Annotated in this window: 15 protein-coding genes; 2 read left to right on the top strand and 13 right to left on the bottom strand. The window is 68.6% G+C overall.

Features of this window, described 5'->3' with window-relative positions; translation table 11 throughout:
- Window positions 1-49: 49 nt before the first annotated feature.
- Complete coding sequence (locus tag ODE13_RS03630) at window positions 50-1,621, bottom strand: alanine/glycine:cation symporter family protein (protein WP_322478015.1); 1,572 nt, start codon at window positions 1,619-1,621, stop codon at window positions 50-52.
- A 281-nt stretch (window positions 1,622-1,902) separates the two neighbouring features.
- Between ODE13_RS03630 and ODE13_RS03625 the strand changes: the two genes are divergently transcribed.
- Window positions 1,903-2,733, top strand: coding sequence for a CPBP family intramembrane glutamic endopeptidase (locus ODE13_RS03625; protein ID WP_322478014.1), 831 nt, complete (start codon window positions 1,903-1,905; stop codon window positions 2,731-2,733).
- On the opposite strand, the gene ODE13_RS03620 is transcribed toward ODE13_RS03625, so the two are convergent.
- From ODE13_RS03620 to ODE13_RS03605, 4 genes are all read right to left on the bottom strand, one after another.
- Window positions 2,720-3,319: a low molecular weight phosphatase family protein gene (locus ODE13_RS03620; RefSeq protein ID WP_322478013.1), complete on the bottom strand. Its 600-nt coding sequence runs from the start codon at window positions 3,317-3,319 to the stop codon at window positions 2,720-2,722. The two genes, ODE13_RS03625 and ODE13_RS03620, sit on opposite strands and share 14 nt — an antisense overlap.
- 48 nt (window positions 3,320-3,367) lie before the next feature.
- Complete coding sequence (locus ODE13_RS03615; protein WP_322478012.1) at window positions 3,368-4,234, bottom strand: fructosamine kinase family protein; 867 nt, start codon at window positions 4,232-4,234, stop codon at window positions 3,368-3,370.
- The gene (locus tag ODE13_RS03610; protein ID WP_322478011.1) at window positions 4,231-4,644 is read right to left on the bottom strand and encodes a hypothetical protein; all 414 of its coding nucleotides are present in this window, start codon (window positions 4,642-4,644) and stop codon (window positions 4,231-4,233) included. Before ODE13_RS03610 ends, ODE13_RS03615 begins: the two co-directional genes overlap by 4 nt.
- Before the next feature lie 70 nt (window positions 4,645-4,714).
- Window positions 4,715-5,341, bottom strand: a complete 627-nt coding sequence (locus tag ODE13_RS03605) for a TetR/AcrR family transcriptional regulator (RefSeq protein WP_322478010.1) — start codon at window positions 5,339-5,341, stop codon at window positions 4,715-4,717.
- Between the two features lie 247 nt (window positions 5,342-5,588).
- Between ODE13_RS03605 and ODE13_RS03600 the strand changes: the two genes are divergently transcribed.
- Window positions 5,589-5,843: a hypothetical protein gene (locus ODE13_RS03600; protein ID WP_322478009.1), complete on the top strand. Its 255-nt coding sequence runs from the start codon at window positions 5,589-5,591 to the stop codon at window positions 5,841-5,843.
- Window positions 5,844-5,960: 117 nt separating this feature from the next.
- On the opposite strand, the gene ODE13_RS03595 is transcribed toward ODE13_RS03600, so the two are convergent.
- The 8 genes from ODE13_RS03595 to ligA form a co-directional block, all read right to left on the bottom strand.
- Entirely contained in the window at window positions 5,961-7,631 is a 1,671-nt protein-coding gene (locus ODE13_RS03595; RefSeq protein ID WP_322478008.1) for an alanine/glycine:cation symporter family protein, read from the bottom strand.
- Window positions 7,632-7,928: 297 nt separating this feature from the next.
- Window positions 7,929-8,141 carry a hypothetical protein gene (locus ODE13_RS03590; RefSeq protein WP_322478007.1) on the bottom strand — a complete coding sequence of 71 codons (213 nt, stop codon included), beginning with the start codon at window positions 8,139-8,141 and terminating at the stop codon, window positions 7,929-7,931.
- Window positions 8,138-9,655, bottom strand: coding sequence for an Asp-tRNA(Asn)/Glu-tRNA(Gln) amidotransferase subunit GatB (gene gatB / locus ODE13_RS03585; RefSeq protein WP_179540799.1), 1,518 nt, complete (start codon window positions 9,653-9,655; stop codon window positions 8,138-8,140). The genes ODE13_RS03590 and gatB overlap by 4 nt, the downstream gene beginning before the upstream one ends.
- 8 nt (window positions 9,656-9,663) lie before the next feature.
- Entirely contained in the window at window positions 9,664-11,217 is a 1,554-nt protein-coding gene (gatA, locus tag ODE13_RS03580; protein WP_322478006.1) for an Asp-tRNA(Asn)/Glu-tRNA(Gln) amidotransferase subunit GatA, read from the bottom strand.
- An 8-nt stretch (window positions 11,218-11,225) separates the two neighbouring features.
- Complete coding sequence (gatC, locus tag ODE13_RS03575) at window positions 11,226-11,522, bottom strand: Asp-tRNA(Asn)/Glu-tRNA(Gln) amidotransferase subunit GatC (RefSeq protein ID WP_322478005.1); 297 nt, start codon at window positions 11,520-11,522, stop codon at window positions 11,226-11,228.
- Window positions 11,523-11,621: 99 nt separating this feature from the next.
- Window positions 11,622-12,215, bottom strand: coding sequence for an N-acetyltransferase (locus ODE13_RS03570; protein WP_322478004.1), 594 nt, complete (start codon window positions 12,213-12,215; stop codon window positions 11,622-11,624).
- A complete protein-coding gene (locus ODE13_RS03565) occupies window positions 12,212-13,126 on the bottom strand; it encodes an inositol monophosphatase family protein (protein WP_322478003.1) in 915 nt (304 codons plus the stop codon). The genes ODE13_RS03570 and ODE13_RS03565 overlap by 4 nt, the downstream gene beginning before the upstream one ends.
- A complete protein-coding gene (gene ligA, locus ODE13_RS03560; RefSeq protein WP_416210537.1) occupies window positions 13,123-15,531 on the bottom strand; it encodes an NAD-dependent DNA ligase LigA in 2,409 nt (802 codons plus the stop codon). The genes ODE13_RS03565 and ligA overlap by 4 nt, the downstream gene beginning before the upstream one ends.
- Window positions 15,532-15,620 lie beyond the last annotated feature (89 nt).

The raw sequence follows: 15,620 nt of genomic DNA, 5'->3' as shown, positions 1-15,620 counted from the left end.
CTTTCAGGCGGAAACTCACCAGCTCAACGTGGAGGGTGGCGAGGGGTGCTCAGCGCACCGGGACCGGTGCCGGCTGGTCGCCGTCGCCGCCGCTGCCGGGGTCCTGCGGGCCCGACTCGGGGTGGGTGCCGTTGGCGATGGAGTCGGCCCGCTCCTCCCAGAACTCAGCGTTGCGCACGCCCAGGGTGCGCGGGTCGAACTGCGGGTCCTTCCCCGCCTTCATCTGCGCCCGATAGTCCTTGAGCGCCTTGAACGCCGGCTGCTGGATGAGCAGGATTCCCACGATGTTCAGCCAGGCCATGATGCCCACGCCGATGTCACCGATCGACCAGGCCCTGCCTTCAGCGCCCATCGCCCCGTAGAAGACCACGATGAGGATGACGACCTGCAGCACCGCCAGCAGCGCCCGCTGCACACTGGTGCTCTTGACCTTGCGCATCGCGTAAGTCAGGTTCGTCTCGGCCATGTAGTAGTAATAGACCAGCGTCGAGAAGGCGAAGAACGTCAGCGCGATGGCCACGAAGATCGATCCGGCGCCGGCGAAGACCGTGTCCAGCGCGTGCTGGGTGTACGGCGCCCCGGCCTCCGCTCCCTCGGGCAGGTTCGTGGCGTGGTCGATGACGCCGTCGTCGGTCTCCACCTGGAACATGCCCGTCGAGAGGATCAGGAACGCGGTGGCCGAGCAGACGATCAGCGTGTCGATGTAGACCGCGAAGGCCTGCACCAGCCCCTGCTTGGCCGGGTGCGAGACTTCGGTCGCAGCGGCCGCGTGGGGCCCCGTGCCCTGACCGGCCTCGTTGGAGTAGATGCCGCGGCGCACACCCTGGTCGACGGCGTACCCGAGGATGCCCCCGAAGACGGCGTGGGCGCCGAACGCGGAGTCGAAGATCAGTCGCAGCATGGACGGGATCTCGGAGGCGTTGGCCAGCAGGACGATCAGCGCGACGATGATGTAGCCGATGGCCATGATCGGCACCACGGTGGCGGTGAAGTGCGCGATGCGCTTCACACCGCCGATGATGATGATGCCCAGCACGATGGCCAGGAAGACACCGATCATCCAGCGGTCGAGCGCCGGGAAGGCGCTGGTCAGCGCACCGGACATGGTGTCCGTCTGGATGCCGGGCAGGAAGATGCCCAGGGCGATTACGGAGACCACCGCGAAGATCCAGGCGTAGATCTTCAGCGGAACGCCCGCCCAGGTGTGCCGGTACACGCGCTCGAAGTAGAACGCCGGACCACCGCGATACTCACCGGTGCGCGGGTCGCGCTCCTTGTAGATCTGGCCGAGGGTGGACTCCACGAAGGACGTCGCCGCGCCCAGCAGCGCCACGATCCACATCCACATCACCGCACCCGGGCCGCCGGAGGCGATCGCCACGGCCACACCGGCGATGTTGCCGGCACCCACACGCCCGGACAGGGACATCGTCAGGGCCTGGAAGGGCGAGATGCCGTCCCTCGAGCTGCCGCCCTGGACCAGGTTCCGGATCATATTGGGGATCTGGCTGAACTGCACCAGCTTGGCGCGGATGGTGAAGAGCAGACCGGCGCCGAGGCACAGCCACACCAGGGCTGGGCTCCAGACGACAGTGTCCGCCCATTCGATGAAAGCGTCCATGGGTTTCCTTCCCTCATCAACACACTCCTGACCGCGACGCACGGGATGGTGTGGCCTGCAGCCGGCAGCGAGGACGACGGCTCCTGAGTGTTGCCGGCGTCCATGGAGTGTCGGAACTCACGTCGAGCTCCGGTCGCAAAGATTAGCACCGTCCTGTGTCGGCGAGGTGTCACCGAGGACGGCGCGGCGTGATGCCGCTCACATCATGGCACACCGAGTATGAGATCACCGATTTCTGCCGAGACCGACTTCATCGCCCCACCATGACTATGCTGTGCTCCGTGACCAGCCCGACGTCGTCGACTCCGGAACTCCCTGCCCCGGCACCCTCACGCCGCTTCCTGGCATGGGAGGTCATCCTGGTGCTGGGCCTGTCTCTGGGCCGCTCGGCGATCTACGCGATCCTGCAGCTGGCCGAGCGGCTCTCCCTGGCCCCGCTGTCGGAGCAGTCGGCCACCGTGCACTCCAGCCGCTCCCGGCATGAGCTCTTCGACCTGACCTACCAGCTGCTGGACAGCCTCTTCGCCCTGGTGCCGGTGGCCCTGGTGATCTACCTGTTCCTGCTGCACGGGACGAACCCGTTCCGCCGCTTCGGCCTGGACTTGCGCCGCCCTGGACGGGACCTCGGGATCGGTCTCGGACTGTTCGTGCTCATCGGGGCCGGGACCCTGGTGATCTACCTGGCCGGGCGCACCGCTGGGATGACCATGGAGATCGTCCCGTCCGACGTCACCGAACATTGGTGGACGACGCCGGCGCTGCTGCTGGCCGCGGTGCGCCACGCCCTGGTGGAGGAGGTCATCATGATCGCGTATCTGTTCGACCGGGCGCGCCGCCTGTGGCCGGCCCTGGCGTCATCGTCCTCTCGGGTCTCTCCGATGTGGTGGGTGATCGCCGCCGCCGCGTTGCTGCGTGGCGCCTACCACCTCTACCAGGGCTTCGGGCCAGGGGTCGGCAATGCCCTGATGGGACTGATCTTCGGCGCGGTCTATCTCCGGTACGGCCGGGTGATGCCGTTGGTGATCGCCCACTTCCTGCTGGACGCGGTCGCCTTCCTGGCATTCCCGCTGGTGCTTCAGCTCACCGGAATGTCGGGGCTCATCGGCGGATGACCGCGGCCAGCGCCTCGATCGGCTCGCTGATCTGCCGGAAGGACTCGTCGTAGACATCCTCGGGCAGCATGTAGGGGTCGACGACGTCGCCCTCCGGACCCGGCCCCCCGGCCGCCCGGCGGGCCTCATCCAGCAGCGGGACGACGGTGGCGAGCCGGTCCCGGGACGAGGCACCCTCGCCGACCAGCTCGTCGATCCGCTCCTTCACCTCTCCCAGACTCCGCAAGTGTTCGAGCAGCCGGCCCAGTTCACGCACGGTGAAGGTCCGAGCTCGGGCGCCGGGCACCTCGGCGAGGACATCGTCGACGTGCTCCCGGGTCGCAGTGAGGATCAGATCCGCCTCCTCGACCATGGACGCGGTGACCTGCCGGGCGGTGAAACCCCCAGCCTCCGCCCCGTACTCCTCGACGCGGCGTTTCATGGGCGGCTGCATGTCCTCGCCGTCATGGGCGAAGGTGCCCCCGGAGTGCACATGCAGTCCCTCCTCGACGGCGTCGGCGAAGACATGGGCGATGAGCCGCTCCATGGCCGGGGAACGGCAGATATTGCCGGTGCATACGGTCAGCACGGTGTAGTCCTGGGTCATGGTCCTCTCCTGGCGAGGTCTCGCGGATCGATTCTGCTCAGGATCCTCTCATAGGGCCAGGGTCGTCTCGCAGCAGCGCAGGGTGGCGGCCGCATAACCGTCCCCGAAGAGCACCCAGTGTCCGAGAAGGTAGAACAGCTGGTGGGCCGGCACACGATCCTCCCATCCCGGCGCGAGGGGCCACTGGGCCTGATAGCCCGCCACCACGGCATCCAGGTGGGGCAGGCCGAACAGCTGCATCATCGCCACATCCGATTCCCGGTGGCCAGCGTGGGCGAAGGGATCGATGAGCACGCCCTCGACGTCGGCGTCGCGGCCCGGTGAGCCTGCGGCGGCGGGCTCCTCCGGGGAGGCCCGCCGCCACAGCAGGTTCCCGGACCAGAGGTCACCATGGAGGCGCGACGGCGGCTCCGCGTGATCCGTGGCCTGGTCGATCCCGCTTGCGCCGCTTGTGCCACCTGTCCCGCCGCCGTCGAGGTCGCCGGACGCGATGCGGTCCCGGGCGGCACGCAGCACCGGCGGGACTGCCGTCAGGCGCTCCAGCAACGGATCCAGTCGCTCAGCGGCGAGGAAGGAGCCCCAGCTGAGATGCGTCCCCGAGCCCATGGGGAGCAGCTGGCCGGCCGGGCCGAACAGGGGCGGCTCCCCGGGCGGGTGCTCCGGGGGCAGGGCGCCGAAGGCCGTGCCGGCAGGCAGGCTCCGGTGGGTGCGGGCCAGGGCTGCACCGAAGGCCGCGGCTGACATCCGATCGGGCCGGGCCTCGACGATGGCCTCCAGAGTGAGCGCGTGCTCGTCGACGTCGAGCACGCGGGCCACGGCAGCTCCCCCATCCGGCACCGCTTCAGCGAGCCAGCGCAGCCCTGCCGCCTCGATCTGCGGCGCCGCCGCCGTCCCGCTGGCCTTGCGGAAGCTCATCGCGCCCACCCGAGGACATCATGTTCCTTACTCACGCTGAGCACTCGCGCTCCGTGCTCGCGGACCGGGCGCAACGTGTCCGGGGCGGGGAAGGGCGGGGTGTGCTCCCGAGGCCGAGCGCCCACCACGGAGGCCGCCCCCATCGCGTCCTCGGCCACACGAATACGGTCCGGGCTGACTTCCACGATCCGGACCCGGACCTCGTCTCCCTCGGGCAGCCTCAGCAGCCAGGGACCCGCCAGGAAGGGCAGGCCTCGCCCGTCCAGCGCCTCCTCAGCCTGGAGCCAGTCGACCGGTTCGGTGATCGGCCTGCCGAGGACGTCCACGGCGACGAAGCCGTCCCCGATCATACGGATCCATCCCACACGCTCACCGTCGTTCCGGCGATGGTCGATCCAGTCCTCGTCCATGGCGCCACTCTACTCACGGCCATCGACACTGTCGCCGAGACGGCCACCGTCCCCGCAGGCTCAGAGATCCTCACCCTGACCGCTGTGCTCCCCCGCCGTCGGCGGAATGTCCGGCGATCTCGCGGAGCTCGGCCCTGATGATGTCGAGCACCCACGCGGAGTCTGCCTCCGGCGGCTGATGGAAGACGTGGAAGGCGAGCCCGTCGATCAGCGCGTGGAGCCGCTGCGCCTTGGCGAGGGCCGCCGGAGTCCCGGGCTCTGGGGTCAGCATGTCGACGACGCGTCGACAGAGCCCAGCCAGCCGCTGGTGCGCCTCACCCCGGACCCGATGAAGCTCCGGCACCGCGGCACGTTCAGCCAGGAGGGCGAGGTTGACCTCGAACTCCGCCCGGGTGTCCGGTGTGATCGGAAGGACTTCTCTGATGAGCGCGAGGGCACGGGCATGCGGATCACCGGAGGCCGCCTTCGGGTAGGTGGCATACAGACGATCCGTGGCGCGCTGCACCATGAGCTCGGCGGAGAACTGCACCAGCTCCGCTCGGCTCGGGAAGACATGCCGGAGCGACCCGACGGCGACGCCGGCCCGCTCCGCGACGGTGCGGACGGAGACCGCGGAGATGCCCTGGTCGAGGATCACCTGCCACACCGCCTCCGCGAGCTGGTTCTTGCGCGCGTCACGATCCATGGTCCGAGGCATGGACAGACATTAGCACGACCGTGCTACACTCGCGGCGTCATATATAGCACGACTGTGCTAGAACCGCTGGGCACCCTGCACCACGGACGCCTCTGACGCCGACCCGGAGTCCAAGACCTTCGACTATGACGGCGACACCCTGGAGGTCGCCGACGAGCCCATCGACCTCGCATCCCGCTGATGCTTCTCGGCAGACCCCACAGCGGCACGACCCCGATCACCACGTCACGGAACAGGAGACCCTTCCATGCGCATTCTCATGGAGATCATCGGCATCATTCTGCTCATCAACGGAATCGGCGGCCTACGGAACGACGACTTCGGCCTCCTGGGCCGCTTCGCCGACGGCGCCGCACTCACCGCGCTCCAGGGAGCCGCCGTCCTGACCGGCGCAGCACTGACGGGAGGAAGCCTCTGGGGGCGCCGGTCCGCAAAGACGAGGCGGAAGCGGTCCGAGCCCTCCGATCACTGGACCGACGACGTCCTCGACGAACTGCTGTGACCGGCGATCGGCAGGGAGCTCACACATGAGGCCCCAGACATTGAGGAGGCCCGGGCTGACTGCGCATCCCCTCGATACGCAGACCGCCCGGGCTCCCCAGCTCAACGCGCCACCGGCTCAGTCGCGCTGCTTCTCGAACGATGTGCCGTACGGCTTGTCCTGCAGAAACTCCAGGATGGCCATCTCTCGGGTGTCCGAGGGCAGCTCGTTCGGGTCCTCGAAGAGGCGTCCGGCGGCCCGGTCGGCCAGGTACTGCTTCATCTCCTCCTTGACCTTCGGCGCCAGGATCACGCAGCCGACGACGTTGATGAAGATGCACAGGAACAGGGCCGAGTCGGCGAAATCGATGATGTTGCCGAAGGACACCATGCAGCCGATCACTATCATCACGCAGATGATGGCGCGGAAGATGAGGTCCTTGGTCTTCGACATGCCCACCAGGTAACGCCAGGCCTGGATCCCGTAGTAGCTCCAGGTGATCAGGGTGGAGAATGCGAAGAGCGCCACACAGATCGCCAGGACCACGGAGAATCCGGGCAGGAAGGTCTCGAAGGAGGCGGCCGTCAGGCCCACCGGGTTGTCGTGACCGACACCGATGGCCTCCTCGTACTCGGCGGGCCAGGCGAAGATGATCACCAGTGCGGTCATAGTGCAGACCACCACAGTGTCGATGAACGGCTCCAGGATGGCGTTGAAGCCCTCTGAGACCGGGCGGCGGGTCTTCACCGCAGAGTGCGCGATCGGGGCCGAGCCGATGCCGGCCTCGTTGGAGAACGCGGCACGCTGCACACCGATGATGATCACACCGATGACACCACCGGTGATGCCCTCGGCCGTGAAGGCCCCGGAGAAGATGGCGCCGAACGCCTCACCGATGTTGGTGATGTTCACCGCGATGACGATCAGGCAGGCCAGCACGTAGATGCCGGCCATCGTTGGCACGATCCTCGCCGTGGCGGAGCCGATCCGGCGGATGCCGCCGATGATGACCAGGGCCACCAGTCCCGCGAAGATCACACCGAAGATGAATGCCGAGGTGTCTGTGCCCAGGAAGGCGAACGTCGAGGTGCCGGTCATCTCGTCCAGCGTGCTGCCGGCGGACTCGATGGCGCCGTACGTCTGGTTGGCCTGGAACATGCCGCCGCCGATGATCCCGAACAGCATGATCGAGATCGCGAAGAGGCCGGTGATGATGAGCACCGGCACCCTGCCCAGCTTCCGGAACGCCACCGGCAGGTACTTGAACGGCCCGCCGTGGACGATGCCGTTCTCGTCGATGTGGCGGTACTTGACCCCCAAGGTGCACTCGACGAACTTGGTGCACATGCCGAACAGGCCGGCGAGGATCATCCAGAACGTGGCGCCGGGCCCACCCAGGGAGACCGCGGCGGCGACACCGGCGATGTTGCCGAGCCCCACGGTGCCGGAGACCGCAGCGGTCAGCGCCTGAAAGTGGGTGACCTCCCCCGGGTCGTCCTCAGTGGTCCATTTGCCACGCACGATCTCGAAGGTCACCGGAGCCGTGCGGAACTGCACGAAGCCGAAGTAGATGGTGAATCCGATGGCCGCCACGATGGCCCAGAGGACCACCAGCGGCCCGTCCCACAGGGTGGTCCCTTCCGGGAACGGGGCACCGAGTGGAACCTCCACATTGGTGCCGAAGATCAGATTGACGAAGAACCCGGTGATCTCACCGAATCCTTCGTCGATGGTGTCAGCGATGCCCTGCAGGCCGTTGGCCGGTTCCTCAGCCTCGGCAGCCACAAGGACTGGGCTTCCTATGGACATGTCTCATCCCCCAATGGATGGTAGTGCGAGCCAGATCACATGGATCTTGTGAACCGAGAGTACTACCCGGTCCACGCAACAATCTATAAGCGGGAGATTTCATGCGCTTTGCCGACAGCAATGAAGATGTGTCCTGAATGTTTCCTATGACGTTTTTCTTGCGGCGGTCAGCCTGATCAGGGGTGCTGGGACGACAAAGGCCTCGTGCGGCACCGCAGTGGTGCCGCACGAGGCCTTCTCGGCGTGTCGTGCTCCGACGCCCATTGCCGGGCCTGTCCCGGCAGGGAGAGGCTCGGCTCAGCGCGTGGTCGGAACGTCTGGTTCGGCCGGTTCGACCTGCGCCGGGGCAGACTCCTCAGAGCCGTACTCCCCCACATACTGGGTCCGGACATCCCGGATCAGGAAGAAGAGGAACACGAAGAGCAGGATGCAGATGACCAGGATCACCGGATGCAGCCCCCGTTGAGGGCTGCGGGCCGGCTCGTCGCCGTCCCGCCCCGGGTTCTTCATCCTTCGATGCCCAGCCTGCTCAGGACGATCTCGCGGACCTTGCCGGCGTCGGCCTGGCCGCGGGTCTCCTTCATCACCGGGCCGATCAGCGCCCCGATCGCTTTGAGCTTGCCGCCCTGGATCTTCTCCACCACGTCGGGGTTCTCCGCCATGGCCTTCTCCACGGCCGCGGTCAGCGCGCCGTCGTCGGAGACGACCTCCAGGCCGCGTGCCTTCACGATCTCCTGCGGCGTGCCTTCCCCGTCGATGTGGTGCTCCAGCACCTGACGGGCGATCTTGTCATTGATCCGCCCCTCCTCGATGAGGCCGGCCAGCTCGATGATCGTGGCGGGCTCCACACCCAGGGCGCCGGGGTCGACGTCGCGCGCATTGGCCAGCCGGGAGATCTCGCCCATCCACCATTTGCGCGCCACGGCCGGGCTGGCGCCGGAGGCCACCGTCTCCTCGACCTGGTCCATCAGCCCGGCGGCGACGACGTCACGGAACTCCGCCTCGGAGTAGCCCCAGGCCTCGCGCAGACGACGACGGCGCTCGGCCGGCGGCTCGGGCAGCTCGGCACGGAGCTTCTCGATCCACTCCTGCGTGGTGACGATCGGCAGCAGGTCGGGCTCCGGGAAGTACCGGTAGTCATCAGCGTCGGACTTGGGCCGCCCGGACGTGGTGGTGCGGGTGCCCTCCTGCCAATGGCGGGTCTCCTGGACGATGCTCCCTCCGGCGGAGAGCACCCCGGCGTGACGACGGATCTCGTAGATCACCGCGTGCTCCACCGCCCGCAGGGAGTTCACGTTCTTGGTCTCAGACCGGGTGCCGAACTCTGTAGTGCCCTTGGGCATCAGCGAGACGTTGGCGTCGCAGCGGACGTTTCCACGCTCCATGCGAGCGTCCGAGATGTCCAGGGCCCTGACGATGTCCCGCACGGCGGAGACATAGGCCCGGGCGATCTCCGGTGCGCGCTCCCCGGCTCCGACGATCGGCTTGGTGACGATCTCGATCAGCGGCACCCCGGAGCGGTTGTAGTCCACCAGGGAGTAGTCCGCGCCCTGGATGCGTCCGCTCGCGCCCGCGTGGGTAAGCTTGCCGGCGTCCTCTTCCATGTGGGCGCGCTCGATCTCCACGCGGAAGATCTCGCCGTCGTCGAGCTCCACATCCAGGTGGCCGTCGAAGGCGATGGGCTCGTCGTACTGCGAGGTCTGCCAGTTCTTCGGGGTGTCCGGGTAGAAGTACTGCTTGCGAGCGAAGCGGCAGGTCTCCGCGATGCGACAGTTCAGCGCCAGCCCCAGCTTGATGGCGTCCTCCACGGCCTGTCCGTTGACCACAGGCAGCGTACCGGGCAGGCCCAGGCAGACGGGGTTGACGTTGGTGTTCGGCTCGTCGCCGAAGGCGTTCGGCGCCGAGGAGAACATCTTGGTCTTGGTGTTGAGCTCGACGTGGACCTCAAAGCCGAGGACCGGGTCGAAGCGTGCCATCGCCTCCTCATAGGACAGCGGCGATGCTTCTGCGAGCGTCTCAGTCATGGAAGTCCTCACTCTCCTGCAGTCTGGGCCGCGGGGGTCTGCAGCTCGGGGGCCCGGGCCCAGAGCGGCTCGGCGTCGGCGGTGAGCAGCCGCTCCAGGGCGGCCCCGGCGTGGTAGACCCGGGCGTCCTCGCGCGCAGGGGCCAGGAACTGGATGCCCACAGGCAGCTGCCCGCCGGCTCCGTCGTCGGCCAGTCCGCCGGGCACGGAGATGCCGGGGATCCCTGCCAGGTTCGCCGGGATGGTGGCGACGTCGTTGAGATACATGGCCAGCGGATCGTCGAGCTTCTCCCCCAGCGGGAACGCCACCGTGGGCGACGTCGGCGAGATCAGCACGTCGGCCTTCTCGAAGGCGGCGTCGAAGTCCTGCTGGATGAGCGTGCGGACCTTCTGCGCGGAGCCGTAGTAGGCGTCGTAATAGCCCGCGGAGAGGGCGTAGGTGCCCAGCACGATCCGGCGCTTGACCTCCTCGCCGAAGCCGGCGGCGCGGGTGGCACCCATGACGCGTTCGATGGTGAGCGGGGCATCCGTAGGGAGCACCCGGCGACCGTAGCGGACGCCGTCGTATCGTGCCAGGTTGGAGGAGGCCTCCGAGGGCATGATCAGGTAGTAGGCGCCCAGCGCGTACTCGAAGCTGGGGCAGTCCACCTCCACGATCTCGGCACCGGCCGCGCGCAGCGTGTCCAGGGACTCCTGGAAGCGGGCGAGCACGCCCTCCTGGTAGCCCTCACCCTGCAGCTGCCGGATGACCCCGATCTTCAGACCAGTGACGTCCTGACGGCGGGCGGCCTGGGCGAAGGCGGGGACCTCGTCGACCAGCGACGTGGAGTCCTTGGGGTCATGGCCGGCGATGAGCTCGTGGAGCAGCGCCGCATCCTCGGTGGTGCGGGCCACCGGGCCGATCTGATCCAGCGAGGAGGCCATGGCGATGGCGCCGTAGCGGGAGACCGAGCCGTAGGTGGGCTTGGTGCCCACCGTGCCGGTGACCGCACCGGGCTGGCGGATCGAGCCGCCGGTGTCGGTGCCCAGCGCCAGCGGCGCCTCGAAGGCGGCGACGGCGGCCGCGGAGCCGCCCCCGGAGCCGCCCGGGATCCGGTCCAGGTCCCAGGGGTTGCGGGTGGCCCCGTAGGCCGAGTGCTCCGTGGAGGAGCCCATGGCGAACTCGTCGAGGTTGGTCTTGCCGAGGATCGGCAGCTTCGCGGCGCGGACCTTCTCGATGACGGTCGCGTCGTAGGGACTCATCCAGCCCTCGAGCATCTTCGAGCCCGCCGTGGTGGGCTGCCCGACGGTGACGATCAGGTCCTTCACCGCGATCGGCACTCCGGCCAGCGGGTGGAGCGCCTCGGCGCCCCCTCCCCCGGCGGCACGGATCTTGTCCACCTCGGCGGCGGTGGCCAGCGCCTCCTCACCGGAGACGTGGAGGAAGGCGTTGATTCCGCGGTCTCCGCCGTCCACGGCGGCGATGCGGTCCAGGTGTGCCTGCACCAGCTCGGTGGAGGTGAACTCCCCGGCGCGCATCCCCTCCGCCATCTGGGCGGCGGTCAGTCGGATCATCTCAGTCATGCTGGGCCTCACTCCTCGTCCAGGATCGCCGGAACCTTGAATCGCCCGTCCTGGGCGTCAGGGGCGTTGAGCAGGGACTGCTCTTCGGTGAAGACCTCGCCGACGACGTCCTCACGGAACACGTTGGTCAGCGGCAGCGGATGGCTGGTGGCGGGCACCTCGGCGGAGACCGCCTGGGACACCGTCTTCACGGAGTCGACGATGACGGCCAGCTCGCCGGCCATGGTCGTCAGCTCCTCCTCGGTCATGCTGATATGCGCAAGTTTCGCCAGATGCTCGACGTCGGCACGCGAGATCTCAGACATGCAGCTCCTACGGGATAGTGGCTTTCTCAGAGGGAAATCGAAGTCCGAGCCAGTCTAGTCGAGCCGGAGCGGGCCATGATGCGGGAGCCACACGTCGGCTCAGCCCGCCACAGGCCGCACGAAGGTCGGGAAGCGAGCGTCCTTGCCGTGCACCTCACGGGTGATCACCAGGTCTCGGGCCGGCGCCTCCACGAAGCCCTCGGAGCGGTAGAGCGCATGGGCGGCGGTCATCGAGACCAGACTGCACAGCACCAGGTTCTCGGCCCCCTCCGCCTCGGCGCGGCCGATCAGATGGCGCACCAAGGTCCGGGCGATCCCGCGGCCCTGGAAATCCGGGGCGACGGCGAGCATGCGGAACTCCATCTCCCCGGGGGCGGCCAGCTCGGCGAGCTCATCGCCGGGCCGGGCGATGACCGTCGAGGCGGCGGCGACACCGTCGACCTCGGCCACCAGCAGCTCCCCGTGCGCAGCACGGGAGGCGACGTCGGTCAGCTGGGCGGTGTAAGGATCGTCCGGGGGCAGATGCCCACCCTCGACATAGGCGCCGAGGGTGATCTCGGCGATACGATCGTGCTCCTCGGCACGGGCAGGGCGGATCACGACGTCGGCGCGTGGGGCGGACGCGGCAGCACCGGGGCCCGGCTCAGCAGGCGCCCGCGGGGTGTGGTCCTCTCCGGCGAGCTGGCCCGTCATCCGGCGACGCCGTCCTGAGCCTGCCCGCCCTCCTGCTCCTCGGCCGTGTTCTCCCCAGCGAGGCCGAGCGGCAGGGGCCGCAGCCGGGTGTGGGGCATGCCGATGTCACCCACCACGCACCAGTCCCCGGCCACGGAGCTGTCTGCCACCGCGGGACGACGCACCGGCACGCCCGCCTCCTCAGCGATCAGCGCCGCCGCAGACCAGTCATGCTCCTGGATGCCGAACTCGGCGTAGGCGTCCACGGTGCCGTCGGCGACCATGCAGATGTCCAGCGCCGCGGCACCCAGTCGGCGGAGGTTCCCGAAGCTGCCGAGCATCGCCGAGACCGCGGCGGTCTGCTGAGCGCGCCGGTCGGGGTCGTAGCCGAAACCGGTGGAGAGCAGCCCTGCCGCCAGGCTGCCCTGCGGGCCCTGCAGGCGCACCGGCTCCTGGGCCGGGGAGCCCGGACCCTCACCCTGCAGCCGGTCGGTGAAGGCGCCACGGTCGCGCGCGGCCCACCAGATGCGCCTCAGGGCAGGCGCGTGGACCACACCGGCCACCCAGCGACCCTCAGGGTCCTGCACCGCCACCGAGGTGCCGTAGTAGATGATGCCGCGCACGAAGTTCGTGGTGCCGTCCAGGGGGTCGATCGACCAGCGGTACCCAGTGGCTCCCTGAGGCCTGACGGTGCCGTACTCCTCCCCCGTCACGGTGTCCTCGGGGCGGCGACGCTCCAGCACGGCACGCACCGCCTGCTCGGAGCGCCGATCGAAGTCCGTCACCAGATCGGACACGGAGCTCTTCGTCTCGACCTCGCTCCCGCCCAGCATCAGCCCGGCGGGGGCGACGTCATCACGCTCGGCCAGCACGCCCGCGCCTGCGACGGCGGCCTCCCGGGCGATGTCCAGCAGCTCGTCAACAGTGCTCACTCGTCACTCTCCATACCCTCGTCACTCTCCATACCCTCGTCGGTCTCCAGACCTTCCGGTCCCTTCTTCAACAGCATCTCGAACTGCTCCTCATCGAGCACCGGCACACCCAGCGACTCGGCCTTGTCCCGCTTGGAGCCGGCACTTGCCCCCGCCACCACGAAGGAGGTCTTCTTCGACACCGAGCCGGAGGCACGGCCGCCGCGGGAGATGATCGCCTCCTTGGACTCATCACGGGACCAGTTCTCCAGGCTTCCGGTGACCACCACGGTGAGGCCCTCGAGCGTGCGCGGGGTCTCCTCGTCGACGTCGTCGACCATCCGCACCCCGGCCTCCGCCCAGCGCTCCACGATGCGCTGGTGCCACTCCAGGGAGAACCACTCGCGGACCGCGGCCGCGATGGTGGGTCCGACGCCGTCGATGCCGGCGAGCTCCTCCTCGTCCGCAGCACGGATCTTCTCCATGGAGCCATAGGCCGCGGCCAGCGCCCGAGAGGCGGTGGGGCCCACGTGCCGGATGGACAGCGCCACCAGCACACGCCACAGCGGCTGCTCCTTGGCCTTCTCCAGCTCGGTGAAGAGCGTGACCGTGTTCTCTCGGGGCTTGGAGGGCTCCTTGAGCTCACCCTTGTGGTACTGGGGCTTCGTCCAGAAGTACAGGACAGGCGCGTACCGCCCGGTGCCTTCGAACCTCCCGCTCTCCGGATTCTTCTCCAGCACCTCCCGCCACCGGTAGACGCCCTTGAGGTCCTCGGCCGTGAGGTCGAAGAGATCCGCCTCCTGGCGCAGCACCGGGGCCTGCGGCAGCGGTTCCCCTTGCTCGCCGTACTCCACCTGGGCCCCCGACTCCGCGGTGCGCTCCTCGTCGATGAGCTCCCGAGGCGGGCGAACCTCATCCGGGTCCGGGTTGGTCAACGCGAGGCCGGCCTCTTCCCCGAGGGCCTCGATGTCCAGGGCACCCCGCGAGCCGACATGGATGACCCGCCCGGAGAGCTGGGCGGGGCAGCTCTCGGCGTTGGGGCAGCGGTAGTCGACGTCGCCCTCCTTGGCGGGACGCAGCTCTGTTCCGCAGGCCGGGCAGGTCGCAGGGAAGACGAACTCCCGCAGCGCCTCCTCGCGGCCCTCACGGGCGGACAGCACCGGCCCCAGCACCTCGGGGATGACGTCACCGGCCTTGCGGACGATGACGTCGTCGCCGATCAGCACGCCCTTGGCACGCACCACGTCCTGGTTGTGCAGGGTGGCCCGGGAGACCACCGATCCGGCCACCTTCTTGGGCTCCAGCACAGCGAACGGGGTGACCCGCCCGGTGCGTCCGACCTGCACCTGGATGTCCAGCAGGCGGCTGTGGACCTCTTCGGGCGGGTACTTGTAGGCGGCGGCCCAGCGCGGCACGCGAGAGGTGTGCCCGAGCGCGCGCTGCTGGTCGAGGTCGTCCACCTTGATGACGACGCCGTCGATTTCGTGGACGAGCTCATGGCGCCTCTCCTGGTGCTCGTCCAGGTAGGCCTCGATCTCCTCATAGCTGGTCAGCAGCCTGGTGTAGGGGCTCACCGGAAGGCCCCAGGAGGCGAGCAGGTCATAGGCCTCGTGCTGGGAGCTCAGCACCATGCCTTCCCGCGCGCCGATGCCGTGGACGAACATGGACAGCGGACGCTCGGCGGTCTTGGCCGGGTCCTTCTGGCGCAGCGAGCCGGCGGCGGCGTTGCGCGGGTTGGCCAGCGGCGGCCGGCCGGCCGCCGTGAGCTGGTCGTTGAAGGCGCGGAAGTCCTGGGTGGGCATGAAGATCTCCCCACGCACCTCCAGCTCGGCCGGATGGCCGGTGCCCTTGAGCCGACGCGGGATGTCCCCGATGGTGAGCACGTTATGGGTGACGTCCTCACCGGTGATCCCATCACCTCGGGTGGCGGCACGGACCAGCCGGCCCTCGCGGTAGAGCAGGTTGATCGCCAGACCGTCGATCTTGACCTCAGCCAGCCAGGTGGGCGTCACACCGGGGCGCAGCGCGGTCAGCGAGGCGAGCGCCCGGTCGTACCAGGTGCGCAGCTCGCTGCGGGAGAAGAGGTCCTCCAGAGAGTACAGGCGCTGGATGTGAGTGACCGGTGAGAAGGCTTCGGAGACCTCGCCGCCGACCTCCTGGGTCGGGGAATCGGCGGAGATCAGTTCAGGGTGCTCTCGCTCGATGCGCTGCAGACGGCTGTAGAGCGCGTCGAACTCCGCGTCGGAGATCAGCGGCTCGTCCGCCTGGTAGTAGGCGATGCGATGGCGACGCACCTCCTCGACCAGCTGCTCGTGCTCCTCGCGCAGGGCCTCCGGCGGCGGGGACGAGGCGGGCTCGGCAGCAGACGGATCGACGTGCGCGGCGGCAGGGGTCTCGACGGCGTCGTTCTCAGCGGGCTCGGTCACGGAGACAAGTCTAGAACCTCCTGGTGACACGAGAGGAGGGGCCACGAGCAGACCAGGGCGAGGAAGGTGCCATGGCCATGGCGCACCGG

Origin of the sequence: Nesterenkonia sp. HG001, assembly GCF_034438835.1 — a bacterium.
Taxonomy (GTDB): Bacteria; Actinomycetota; Actinomycetes; order Actinomycetales; family Micrococcaceae; genus Nesterenkonia; species Nesterenkonia xinjiangensis.
This window is presented reverse-complemented; position numbering and strand designations above follow the sequence as displayed.

What these genes read in the sequence shown, in the direction of transcription:
- ODE13_RS03630 (WP_322478015.1), bottom strand. Translation starts at nt 1,621, where the DNA reads ATGGACGCTTTCATCGAATGGGCGGACACTGTCGTCTGGAGCCCAGCC.
- ODE13_RS03620 (WP_322478013.1), bottom strand. Translation starts at nt 3,319, where the DNA reads ATGACCCAGGACTACACCGTGCTGACCGTATGCACCGGCAATATCTGC.
- ODE13_RS03615 (WP_322478012.1), bottom strand. Translation starts at nt 4,234, where the DNA reads ATGAGCTTCCGCAAGGCCAGCGGGACGGCGGCGGCGCCGCAGATCGAG.
- ODE13_RS03610 (WP_322478011.1), bottom strand. Translation starts at nt 4,644, where the DNA reads ATGGACGAGGACTGGATCGACCATCGCCGGAACGACGGTGAGCGTGTG.
- ODE13_RS03605 (WP_322478010.1), bottom strand. Translation starts at nt 5,341, where the DNA reads ATGCCTCGGACCATGGATCGTGACGCGCGCAAGAACCAGCTCGCGGAG.
- ODE13_RS03600 (WP_322478009.1), top strand. Translation starts at nt 5,589, where the DNA reads ATGCGCATTCTCATGGAGATCATCGGCATCATTCTGCTCATCAACGGA.
- ODE13_RS03595 (WP_322478008.1), bottom strand. Translation starts at nt 7,631, where the DNA reads ATGTCCATAGGAAGCCCAGTCCTTGTGGCTGCCGAGGCTGAGGAACCG.
- ODE13_RS03590 (WP_322478007.1), bottom strand. Translation starts at nt 8,141, where the DNA reads ATGAAGAACCCGGGGCGGGACGGCGACGAGCCGGCCCGCAGCCCTCAA.
- gatB (WP_179540799.1), bottom strand. Translation starts at nt 9,655, where the DNA reads ATGACTGAGACGCTCGCAGAAGCATCGCCGCTGTCCTATGAGGAGGCG.
- gatA (WP_322478006.1), bottom strand. Translation starts at nt 11,217, where the DNA reads ATGACTGAGATGATCCGACTGACCGCCGCCCAGATGGCGGAGGGGATG.
- gatC (WP_322478005.1), bottom strand. Translation starts at nt 11,522, where the DNA reads ATGTCTGAGATCTCGCGTGCCGACGTCGAGCATCTGGCGAAACTTGCG.
- ODE13_RS03570 (WP_322478004.1), bottom strand. Translation starts at nt 12,215, where the DNA reads ATGACGGGCCAGCTCGCCGGAGAGGACCACACCCCGCGGGCGCCTGCT.